This is a genomic window from Helicobacter sp. MIT 03-1614 (assembly GCF_000762925.2).
GTDB lineage: Bacteria > Campylobacterota > Campylobacteria > Campylobacterales > Helicobacteraceae > Helicobacter_C > Helicobacter_C hepaticus.
The window spans coordinates 211,289-221,997 of the sequence record NZ_JRMS02000002.1 but is presented as its reverse complement, the minus strand read 5'-3'; the positions used below and the strand labels follow the sequence as shown (position 1 = coordinate 221,997).

Annotated in this window: 11 protein-coding genes; 6 read left to right on the top strand and 5 right to left on the bottom strand. The window is 35.1% G+C overall.

The genetic code is table 11. The annotated features are described in order from the left end of the window. Positions 1 to 214 precede the first annotated feature (214 nt). The 6 genes from LS66_RS02360 to LS66_RS02335 all read left to right on the top strand — a co-directional run bounded on the left by LS66_RS02360 (position 215) and on the right by LS66_RS02335 (position 6,375). Complete coding sequence (locus LS66_RS02360) at positions 215 to 976, top strand: TSUP family transporter (protein ID WP_034367142.1); 762 nt, start codon at positions 215 to 217, stop codon at positions 974 to 976. Positions 977 to 1,048: 72 nt separating this feature from the next. Continuing rightward, a complete protein-coding gene (locus LS66_RS02355; RefSeq protein WP_011116494.1) occupies positions 1,049 to 1,465 on the top strand; it encodes a DUF1104 domain-containing protein in 417 nt (138 codons plus the stop codon). A gap of 51 nt (positions 1,466 to 1,516) precedes the next feature. Next, positions 1,517 to 2,188, top strand: coding sequence for a response regulator transcription factor (locus tag LS66_RS02350; RefSeq protein WP_034367144.1), 672 nt, complete (start codon positions 1,517 to 1,519; stop codon positions 2,186 to 2,188). A gap of 12 nt (positions 2,189 to 2,200) precedes the next feature. Further along, positions 2,201 to 3,484, top strand: a complete 1,284-nt coding sequence (locus LS66_RS02345; protein WP_034367146.1) for a HAMP domain-containing sensor histidine kinase — start codon at positions 2,201 to 2,203, stop codon at positions 3,482 to 3,484. Between the two features lie 80 nt (positions 3,485 to 3,564). Continuing rightward, positions 3,565 to 5,028, top strand: a complete 1,464-nt coding sequence (locus LS66_RS02340; protein WP_034367149.1) for a replicative DNA helicase — start codon at positions 3,565 to 3,567, stop codon at positions 5,026 to 5,028. A 9-nt stretch (positions 5,029 to 5,037) separates the two neighbouring features. After that, positions 5,038 to 6,375: a ComEC/Rec2 family competence protein gene (locus LS66_RS02335; protein WP_201273640.1), complete on the top strand. Its 1,338-nt coding sequence runs from the start codon at positions 5,038 to 5,040 to the stop codon at positions 6,373 to 6,375. Here LS66_RS02335 and LS66_RS02330 read toward each other — a convergent pair. Genes LS66_RS02330 through LS66_RS02310 form a run of 5 tightly spaced genes read right to left on the bottom strand, consistent with a single transcriptional unit; the run spans position 6,348 to position 10,701 of the window. Beyond that, complete coding sequence (locus tag LS66_RS02330; protein WP_034367152.1) at positions 6,348 to 7,637, bottom strand: nucleotide sugar dehydrogenase; 1,290 nt, start codon at positions 7,635 to 7,637, stop codon at positions 6,348 to 6,350. The two genes, LS66_RS02335 and LS66_RS02330, sit on opposite strands and share 28 nt — an antisense overlap. After that, positions 7,637 to 8,218 carry an acyltransferase gene (locus LS66_RS02325; RefSeq protein WP_011116500.1) on the bottom strand — a complete coding sequence of 194 codons (582 nt, stop codon included), beginning with the start codon at positions 8,216 to 8,218 and terminating at the stop codon, positions 7,637 to 7,639. Before LS66_RS02325 ends, LS66_RS02330 begins: the two co-directional genes overlap by 1 nt. After that, positions 8,215 to 9,177 (bottom strand): Gfo/Idh/MocA family protein, encoded by a 963-nt coding sequence (locus LS66_RS02320; RefSeq protein ID WP_034367155.1) that lies wholly within the window; start codon positions 9,175 to 9,177, stop codon positions 8,215 to 8,217. Before LS66_RS02320 ends, LS66_RS02325 begins: the two co-directional genes overlap by 4 nt. A 7-nt stretch (positions 9,178 to 9,184) precedes the next feature. After that, the gene (locus LS66_RS02315; protein WP_011116502.1) at positions 9,185 to 10,111 is read right to left on the bottom strand and encodes an SPOR domain-containing protein; all 927 of its coding nucleotides are present in this window, start codon (positions 10,109 to 10,111) and stop codon (positions 9,185 to 9,187) included. Between the two features lie 44 nt (positions 10,112 to 10,155). After that, entirely contained in the window at positions 10,156 to 10,701 is a 546-nt protein-coding gene (locus tag LS66_RS02310; RefSeq protein ID WP_011116503.1) for a DUF1882 domain-containing protein, read from the bottom strand. Positions 10,702 to 10,709: the final 8 nt, after the last annotated feature.

Below are 10,709 nucleotides of genomic sequence, written 5' to 3'. Positions count from 1 at the left end.
TATGCTCTCTCTCAAGCAAATGCAATTCAGCAAAATATTCTTAGGTTACTTAACTAATTGAAGTAACACTTCTTTAAGTCTCCTCTTTTTTTTGGGGGGACTTTTTCTTCCTAGTAATATCCTTTGTTTTATAAAATTCAATAAATTCATAAGATAGAATATTTAGATTATTAGAGTAAATTCAGAAACAACAACTGGCTTTGGGGTAAAAGTGATGGAACTTGATATAAATGTAGGTATGATTATCTTTTTGATGTTTGCAGCATTTGTGGCAGGATTTATTGATGCCATAGCTGGAGGTGGGGGTATGATAACAATCCCTGCCTTACTTTTTGTGGGTATTCCTCCTCTTCAAGCACTTGGCACGAATAAATTTCAAAGTTGTTTTGGGAGTTTTGGAGCAAGTTTTCATTTTTATATGAAAGGCTATATTCGTTTAAGAGAGCATTTACCTTTTGTGATTGTAGTATTTATATCTTCTTTGTTGGGAACATTGTGTGTGCAGGTATTTGAAGCAGATTTTTTGCGCAAATGTATTCCTTTTTTGCTCATTATTTTTGCTTTTTATTTTCTTTTTTCGCCAAAAATCACAGAAGCATCTTCTCACGCACTTCTTGGCTTTGTGCCTTTGGGTTTTGTGCTTGGAGGCATTGGATTTTATGATGGATTTTTTGGTCCGGGCACAGGTTCATTTTTAATGTTAGCACTGATTTCTTTAGGCGGTTTTGGTTTGCTTGATGCACTTGCTCATACCAAACTTTTTAACTTTGCTACAAATATTGCCTCAATGCTTGTTTTTGCACTAAGTGGAAAGATTCTATGGATTGTGGGATTATGTATGGCTTTAGGGCAGTTTATAGGTGCGAGTTTAGGTTCGCGTATAGCTATTGGCTATGGCATAAAAATCATTAAGCCTCTCGTTGTATGTGTATCTTTGATAGCTTGTATTTATTTGCTTTATAAAGAATATATTTGATTTTACTTTGGTTTCACCTTATTTTTATAAAATTCTTAAGTCTATACAGACAAAACATAATAAGGAGTTTTTATGAAAAATGTAAAAGTATATGTATTGGGCAGCGTTTTGAGCGCACTGCTTTGTAGTAATCTTAATGCAGCAGATTTTAGCTCAAGAAGTGATGCGGAACTTGTTAAGCTTTCTGGCATTGTAAAAGTAGAAGAGTTTGTAGATTATGAACTTGAAGTAGCAAAACGGCTTAAGTCAAAGACAGAAAAAGAGGCAAAAGAGTTTAAAAGCAAACTCAAGGAGCAATATGAAAAAGCGACCGAAAAATTGAGTGTTAAGCAATACAGAGAATATAAAAAAGCTACACGTGAGGCGATGAAAAAGCATCTTGAAAAAATGAGTAGTAAAGAGCGCAAAGAAAGTGGTTTAATGGCGTGTGGAGATTTTAAAGATTCTAAGGGCAAAAAAGCTTTGTGTCATTGCAAAGATAAAAAATAGGTAAATGCTCCCTTTAAATGGGGGCAAAATGAAGATTAAGAGAGAAATAAAATGTCGGCAAAAATTTTGTTACTTGAAGATGATTTTGTTCTTTCAGAGATTCTATTGGAGTTTTTGCAAGAACAAGGCTATAATGTGCGATTGTGTGATAATGCTAAAGATGCTCTAGATTGCGCTTATGAACAATATTTTGATTTGTGGATTTTAGATGTGAAAGTGCCTCAAGGTAATGGATTTGATGTGCTCAAAGAATTACGGGAGTGCGGGAAAGATACTCCTGCTATTTTTATTACTTCACTTGATAGAATTGATGATTTGCACAACGGATATAAAGTAGGTTGTGATGATTATATTAAAAAGCCCTTTGAACTCTTAGAACTTCAATGTCGTATCAATACATTACTCAAGCGTCCGTTTTTGCACACTCATAAGGATTTTATTATTTTGCCTAATGGCTTTAAATTTGGAATTCTTACGCAATTACTTTATGATGAAAGTGGCATAGTCATTCCTCTTACACAAAAAGAAAGCTTGCTTTTATCACTTTTGCTCCAACATAAAGGAAGTTATGTCTCTCAAGAGATAATTTTTGATACACTTTGGGAATATGAACAAGAGCCAAGCGAAATGAGTTTGCGTGTATATGTGAAGAATCTACGTAAAATTTTGGGTAAAGATAGTATTCTTAACCAGCGTGGGCGAGGGTATTGTTATAATGCGTGATTGGGAGGAGTGATGTCTGATAATTCAAAACGTGCAATTATTAAAGTGTTGTGTTTATATCTTGGCACAACAGGAGTTTTTTTATGTGTATTTTTTTGGTTTTTTTATGCAAAAGAAAAACGTCATCTTATTGCTCAACAGGTAAGTGAATTACGCGAGATTAGTCTTGAAGTATATGAAATTTTACATACAAATAAAGATGATATACCTTCTGCCTTAAAACAAATTAGCGCAGATATTAACTATCCCTTGCGCATTTATAATCATAAAAATGAAATAATTTATGATACGCTTTATGTTGCGTTGAGTGAGAATGAAATTAAGCAAGGCGTTGCAATTCGTGAGGGTAAAGTGATTATGGAACCCTCAATGCACGAGCGATTGCCAAAGTCTCCGCTTTTGACTTCGCATCTTAATAAAACATCTCAATCCCACAAGCAAAACACGCAAAAAAGCAAAAGCCCACTTTCTAAATTCCGTGAGAATCCTAGGTATAAAATTTTTATCCAAGATAATGCGTTAGATTCTCAAATATTGCTTTTACAAATAAAGCTTATTTTTTATTTTGTTCTTTCACTTTTTATCGTGGGTATTGTAGCATATTTTTTAGTGCGACTTTTTTTAAAGCCCATACAGGAGAAGATTAACTTTCTTAATAATTTTATTAAAGACACCACTCACGAAATTAATACGCCTTTGAGTATTATTTTAATGAGTATTGAGACGCTTCAAACACAAAATCTTACATCAGCACAGATGCAAAAAATTGAGCGTATTAAGCTTGCTTCAAAGAGTTTAAGTCATTTGTATAAGGATTTGGTGGCGTATAATTTTCCACATAGTATTAATAATAAGTGTGAGAATCTTGCTTTAGAGGTTCTCCTCAAAGAGAGATTGGAATATTTTTCACCATTTTTTGAGCAAAAATCCATTCAAGTTCAAATCCATATAGAGCCAAGTATGATTGTTGCGAGTGCAGAAAAAATGAGTTGTGTGATTGATAATTTATTGAACAATGCAATTAAATATAATAAAAAAGGCGGACATATTAATATAGTGTTACAAAAAGGACTTTTGTCTATTGCTGATAGTGGCTGTGGTATGCCCCAAATGCAAATGGACAGAATCTTTGAGCGGTATGTGCGATGCAATGATTTTCAAGGCGGCTTTGGTATAGGTTTAACACTTATTAAACGTATTTGTGCCGAGTATAATATAAAAATAGAGGTGCAAAGTGTGCTAGGAGAGGGCAGTAAATTTACGCTTTTATGGAGGCATACGAATAAGCACATTTAACTCAATACAAATTACTCTTTAAATAAAAACAAGGTAAGATTATGGAATCTAAAATCATTTGAACAATAGGGATATAAAAGATGCAGCAACAAGAGCATATTATTAGTATTGAAAAAATTGTCCTTTCATCAATTTTTTTCTCTCCTGAAAAATTTGAGGAAATCTCTGCTGAACTTCAAGCTGATGATTTTCTATATCCAGCACATCGTGATATTTTTGATATGTGTGTATATTTAAATAAATGTAATCTTCCAATTGATACAGAGCTTATTCTTACTAGAAAACCATCACATAAAAAAATTTCACAAGAAGAACTACTTGAGATTATAGCCCTTAATCCTATTGCCAATATTGAAGCGTATGTGAACGAGATTAAAGAGGCGAGTATCAAGCGCGAGCTTCATTCTTTGGCAAATTTTTTGCGTGAAAAATCACTTGATATGCAAGAGAGTGTAGAAGATATTATAGATGAAGTGGAGCGTAAGCTCAATGATGTAGCACTTGGTAAACCTCAAGATAATGTTATGAACGCACACGAAATGGCAATAGGAGTTCTAGAACATCTCAAGGAGCTTAAAAATCGTGGTAATCAAGTTGTAGTAGGGCTTGACACGGGATTTAAAAGGCTTAATCTGCTGACAACAGGCTTTAATAAGGGAGATTTTATTATCATTGGCGCACGTCCTTCTATGGGAAAGACATCATTTGTGCTTAATCTTGCTCAACATATTTTAGATTCTCCAAAAGGCGTAGCTTTTTTTAGCCTTGAAATGCCTTTTCTCCAGCTTGTTATGCGTATGATAAGTGCAAAGGCTTCTATTCATTTACAAAATCTACGAATAGGCAATCTTACTAATAATGAGTGGTCAAACCTGAGTGAAACTATTGATGCATTTGCAAAGCAGCCTATATGGGTTGATGATAATTCAAATTTAAGTATTGCACAATTAAAAGGGCGTTTGCGCCGATTAAAAAAACAGCACCCAGAAATTAGTATAGCAATCATTGATTATTTGCAGCTTATGAATGGCGGTAAAAATGAGGGTAGCAAACAAGCAGAAGTTTCTGAAATCTCGCGTGGGCTTAAAATGTTAGCTCGTGAGCTTGATATGCCAATCATTGCACTTTCACAGCTTAATCGCTTTGTGGAATCTCGTGATGATAAAAGACCTATTTTATCAGATTTGCGAGATTCTGGTGCGATAGAGCAAGATGCAGATATTATTTTATTTTTATATCGTGAAGATGTGTATAAAAAACGTGCAGATAATGACAGATATGCGCGATTAAAAAAAGAAGGTAAGGAAAAAGATTTTAAACCAGAATATCAAAAACGCGAAATTGAGAAAGCTGAAATTATTATTGCTAAGAATCGTAATGGCGAAACAGGAAGCGTGGAGATTCAATTTGATACGCGCTTTACACGTTTTGAAGATGTGCCCGAAAAGTATGAGCACGAGATGACACAAACTCGCATTGATGGAGAAGAGTTTATGACACAAATAGAGAATTTGCCTCCACAAGTCCAAATGCCAAATATTTGATGAACTTAAGTGAAAGATTCTCATAAAAATACACATTCACTTTTTGAAGTTGAACTTTTTAGCACAAGAAGACAATGGGCAGTATTTATATGTGTTTGCGCGTTGGTTTTTGCTTTGCATTTATATCAAGAATATGTTCAGTATAGAATCTATACTACACCCACACATACGCAAGAGCTATATGCACAAGTCATTGCTCAATATACAAAGAGCAAACAAAATAATGGCAAAAATAGCGTCTATGAGGTCTTAAAGCTCAAAACAAGCGATGGTGAAGTATTTTATACTACAAGCAAAGAAGATATTAAGGATATTTCACATCGTTTTGTGAGAATCTATGGCAAAAGGCTTGAATGTTCTTTTGCACAATATTTAAAAAGTTGTTTTTTTATTTCTTATCGTATTTCACTTTTGTCTGAATATGATTATCGTCAAGGTGTGAGAAAATGGATAGATTCACAGCATCAAGAATCTTTAGTAGCTGATTTATATAAAACGCTTTTTATGGCAGATTTTTTACCACATATTTGGCGTGATATAAGCAATAAGCTTGGTATTGCCCATTTAATTGCTATTAGTGGATTTCATTTGGGGATTTTAAGTTTTGTTATAGGAGGGCTTTTAAGTCTTGTGTATAATAGTTTTCATAGATTTGTGAGCTATCGGAATAAATATTTTGATATTGGATTGCTGGTGCTTGTGTGTCTTTTTGGCTATCTTATTGTGCTTGATTTTTCACCTTCATTTTTACGCTCTTTTATAATGGCAATGTGCGGATTCTTTGTCGTATATAGCGGCATTAGATTAATCAGTTTTAAATTGCTATTTGTCGTTGTATGCGTGTGTTTAGCACTTTTTCCACGTTTAATTTTTAGTATAGGTTTTGCACTTTCTGTAAGCGGCGTATTTTTTATTTATCTTTTTGTGCGCCATATTCATTGGGTAGGTGGATTATGGCATAAAATAGTATCTGTACCCATAAGTTTTAATACACTTATTTTTTTAGATATGTTGCCGTTTGTGCATTGGTTTTTTCCTTATTTTACACCTTTAAATGTGCTTTCAATCCCTCTTAGTCTCATTTTTGTAGTATTTTTTCCTTTAATGCTTGTAGCTCATATATTTGGTTTTGGGTGGGTGTGTGATGAATTTTTTTTGTGGATAAAAGATAAACAGATTAATGCTATTACATTTTATACGCCATTGTGGTTTATATGTGGGTATGGTATTTTATGTATATGGGCGATATATTCTAAGAGAGCATATTATGCGCTTCATTGTATGAGTGTTGCATTTTTTGTTTATCTTATCGTGCAATTTTATAAATCTGGACTCAGTTTATGGTGAGTAAGTGTGTAATAAATGTGCTCTTTTTTGCCCAGATCTTGATGAGAGAGAGATAAGAATTTATCGTGTGCCACTGCTAGAAAAATTGCATCAAAATATTTAGTAGGAAGTGAGGGTAAGAGGGTAATACCATATTGTTTTTGAACTTCTTTGACATTAGCAAGAGGGTCATAGATACTCACTTGTGCGCCAAAGTCTTCAAGCTCTTTTTTGACAAGTGGCACTTTAGAGTTGCGTATATCAGGACAATTTTGCTTAAATGTTATGCCAAGAATAAGAATTTTGCTTGAGAGCACTTCTATATGTTGGGCAATCATTAATTTGATCATTTTTTGTGCGACAAAATGTGGCATCATATCATTAATAAGTCGCCCTGAACTAATCACTTGTGGAATATAACCAATAGCATTCATTTTGTGTGTGAGATAATATGGGTCAATGCTAATGCAATGTCCGCCGACTAATCCGGGGCTAAAGGGAAGAAAATTCCATTTTGTTTTTGCTGCTTCAAGCACTTCAAGTGCATCTATATCTAAATAATCACAAATAATGCACATTTCATTTACAAAGGCAATATTAAGGTCGCGCTGGGCATTTTCAATAATTTTTACCATTTCGGCAGTTTTGATTGAAGAAACACAATGCGTTCCTGCAGTAATAATTGAAGCATACAGAGAATCCACAAACTTTGCTACTTCTAATGTGCTACCCGAAGTGATTTTGCGAATCTGTGTGAGCGTATGTGAGCTATCACTAGGATTTATGCGCTCTGGCGAATATCCGAGATAAAAGTCTTTATTAAGAGATAAGTGAGAAGTGGATTCAAGCATATTTTTGCATTCGGTTTCTGTGCAAGTGGGATAAGTCGTAGATTCATAAATGACAAGATTCCCCTTTTGGAGCACTTTGCCTACGAGTTTGCTTGCATTAAGGAGTGGAGAAAGGTCTGGGACTTTATTTTTGTCAATAGGAGTTGGCACGCATATAATATAAATATTTGCTGATGCAATATGTGTGAGTTGGTCGCAAAAATATAATTGTGAAGCCTGAAGAATATCCTCTTTGTTTACTTCTTGAGTGTTGTCAATGCCAGTTTGTAGTTCCTCTATACGTTTAGAATCAATATCGAAACCTATTGTAGGATAAACTTTGCCAAAAGCCACAGCAAGAGGCAGCCCGACATAGCCTAAGCCAATGACTGCAATGTGTGCAGATTCTAAACTTGGCAGGGTGCAAGTGTGAGGGAGTGAATCATTTATCATTACAGATTCTCATTTATTATTTCAATGTGATTATTGCATAGATGATACATTGTGCCATCATAACTATCATAAGCCATCATTTTTGCATCAAATACAAGTTTTTTTCCTGCTTTATCTACCCAAGCAAGGTGTCGTGCGGGATTTCCCACATAAAGAGCAAAATTAGGAATGTTTTTTGTAACTACGCTTCCAGCGCCAACAAAGGCGTATTCCCCAATTTCTACACCACATATAATAGTAGTATTTGCGCCAATAGAAGCACCGCGTTTAATAAGAGTAGGGCGAAATTCACTCTTGCGTGAAATAAATGCACGAGGATTAATGACGTTGGTAAAAACAACACTTGGTCCCAAAAACACATCATCGCAGATTCTCACACCCTCATAAATACTGATATTATTTTGAGCCTTAAGATTGTTACCAATTATCACATTTGGACCTATCATACAATTCTGCCCAAAAGAGCAGTTTGTGCCTATCGAACTGCCACTAAGAATATGGCAAAAGTGCCATATTTTACTCCCTTCTCCTATGCTGACATTTTCATCAATGATACTTGTAGGGTGGATAAAGCATTTCATACTACTTGCACCTTTGCATTCAGAGGGTGATATTCGCCCTTAATGCCAATGGGTGTGCTATGGCGGATATGGTGGATAAGTTCAATAGCCTCTCGTGATTGAGTGCATTCAAACCCATTGCCACAGAGAATCTCTGCATAACTTCTTGTATGTAAATCATCAAACCCTTCGCTGAAGATAAACTCTTCATTTTCGAATATAAGGCGACGATAAACTCTTTTTCCTTGTATTTTGCATTCATCAGGTAAAAGTGTTTCATCAATAGATAAAAACCAACGCACTTGTGCGTGTTCTAATATAAGGTAACCACTCACGCTTTTTTCATTACGAATATGCACAATACTTTCTTTGAATGAGCCAAAAATCCACAGCAGCATATCAAAAAAATGTACCCCGATATTAGTTGCTACACCTCCACTTTTGCTTTCATCACCTTTCCAAGAGCGAAAATACCATTTGCCTCTTGCAGTAATATAACTTAAATCAATATTAAAGATTTTGCGAGGATTTTGTGTTAATAGGGTTTGAATGCGATTTTTAAGGGCGATAATGCTTGGGTGAAGACGAAGCTGCAAAATTGTGTAGATTTTTTGTTTATTTTCTTGTTGGGCTTGTATGAGGGCGTCAAGATTCCAAGGATTAAGCACAATGGGTTTTTCGCAAATTGCTGATGCACCATTGCGTAAGGCAAGGCGTATGTGTGTATCGTGAAGATAATTAGGTGAGCAGATACTGATGTAATCAAGAGGTGTGCCATTGCGGCAAAGTTTATCAAGGTGGCGCTCAAAACGTTCAGCTTCAGTAAAAAAATCAGCATTTGGAAAATAACTATCTAAAATACCAACCGAATCATGTTTATCAATTGCACAGAGTAACTCACCATTATTATGTTTAATGGCTTGAAGGTGTCTAGGAGCGACAAAGCCACCTACACCAATCAATCCAAAAGTTTTTTTCATTATAAGATTATTTTACCTCAAAATGCACTGGGTCAGAGACAAGGGTTGTAAATTTAGGCAAATCGCGTCCAGCATCAGTGCGTGAATGATAAGGTCCGATGAGATATTTTGTTGTCGGCTGCCCATTTGAAGTGCCTGCATAAACACGATAGCTATAGTTACTAATTTTTTTAAGAAAATCTGCACTTGGCTTATTGGCAAATGAGCCTACCTGCACATAGAATCCCTTTTCTGCAACTTGCCCATTTTTAGAAGTATCCATACGAGTTACAGAGACATCTTCAAAAACATTTGCCACATTTTTTTGAGCTTGTGGTTGATTTTGAGTTGGAGCAGGTTTAGCAGGAGCTGCATTTTGTGCAGGTTTTGTTGGCTCCGGTTTGTTTGTTTGAGTAGGCTGAACTAACACAGGTTGTGCAGGTTTCGCTGGTTCTCTTGTGGCAGCAGTGGTTGCAGGTTTTTTTGGAGAATCTGATACTTTTTGAGTAGGTTGGGTAGTATTTTTAGGTGGAAGTACAGGTTGTGCAGGTTTTGTTGGCTCTATTGGAGTGGCAGGAGCTTGTGGTTGATTTTGTGCAACCTGTGTTTGTGTATTTGTATTTTTTGGATCACGGCTGCGAATGTCATTAAGAATTTGCTGAAATGGATCATCATTTGATTCACTATTAGCAAGTGGAATATCAACAAAACCATCTTGAGGATTTGAATGTGATGTATCGTTTTGAGAATCTATGGGAGTTAAACCACTGTTGGTTGCAGTATGTCTCTCATCAAGCTCTTCATCATCACGTGTAAGGATAAAAACTACTGCAATTAAAATACTTAAAAAAACTAATGCTGTGGCAATCATCATCATAAGTTTTTTTGTGCGGTTTTGTTTTTGCAATTCATCATCATTGATTAAGATATCATTGAGTTCTCGTTTTGTTTCCATTAGTTACTCCTTAAATAATTTAAACTTCTCATATTATGTTTTGGCTACATATGTCTTGCCCAAGATGCTCCACGCTCTTTAGCATAAACATCATAGGGCAAGGCTAAAATGTTAAAATTTGAAGGCATTTCATCACTAGGAAACACTCTCCATTCTTTAGGACAGCGTTGAGCTAACTTGATAGAAAGCGTTTTAGCCAAACGTTTTCCCTCATTAATCTCTGTATGTCCTTTATGTATATAGAGGTGTAAATGTCCTGGTGTTTTAGAACAAAATGCTGTAAAATTTAAGAAACCTTCTTCACGTAAAAGTAGTTGAGCGCGATGATAGAATTTTTCAGGATTACGCCCATTGTAATCAAAAACAATATTTTCCACTTTTGCTCCTTTAGCAAGCAAAAGTGAATGTGCAATTACAATTTCCTTACGAAAATGTTTGTTAATAAGCATAGAAGTGAGCATTGCATCTACTCTCTCGTATTTATCATAGAGAATTCGCCCCATATGACTAACTTTTGTTCCTAATCCACTGACACGTTTATAATAATGCGATGTATCCATTTTAATTAACTTTAAATCCATTTCTGTCACGACTCACC